Origin of the sequence: Acinetobacter sp. Colony158 (genome assembly GCF_019264745.1) — a bacterium.
In the GTDB taxonomy this organism is placed as follows: domain Bacteria; phylum Pseudomonadota; class Gammaproteobacteria; order Pseudomonadales; family Moraxellaceae; genus Acinetobacter; species Acinetobacter ursingii.
On record NZ_CP078523.1, the window covers coordinates 936,291 to 936,649 of the forward strand.

A 359-nucleotide genomic window follows, 5' to 3' on the forward strand; every position below is an offset into this window, starting at 1 on the left:
CTAAAATTCATGACAAATCTCCTGCTAAATCCACAGAGGACTTGACGTATTTCATCAAGCTAGACTCATACTCATGCTGAATTTTACTGCGCCATTGCAACCGTGATTTATAGTTCAAATATTGCAAAGTCGTACTAATATTACGATGACCCATCCGAGCTTGCACATATTCAACTGCTGTCATAGCTGAATGCCCTTCAGGTAAATGCTGTAACTGGCTTTCCAGTAGATTCATACCAAAACTGGCACGTAAATCATGAAATTTAAAGCTTGGAAATTGCGGATCAATCAGGCGAATTTCGGGTAACAACACGACTTTTAAGTAACTACGAACGGCTTCACCTTCATACAGTTTAAGT

General features: G+C 39.3%; 1 pseudogene. It reads right to left on the bottom strand.

Features of this window, described 5'->3' with window-relative positions:
• Positions 1–7: 7 nt before the first annotated feature.
• A pseudogene (locus tag JR005_RS14445) lies at positions 8–359 on the bottom strand (site-specific integrase); the annotation flags it as partial.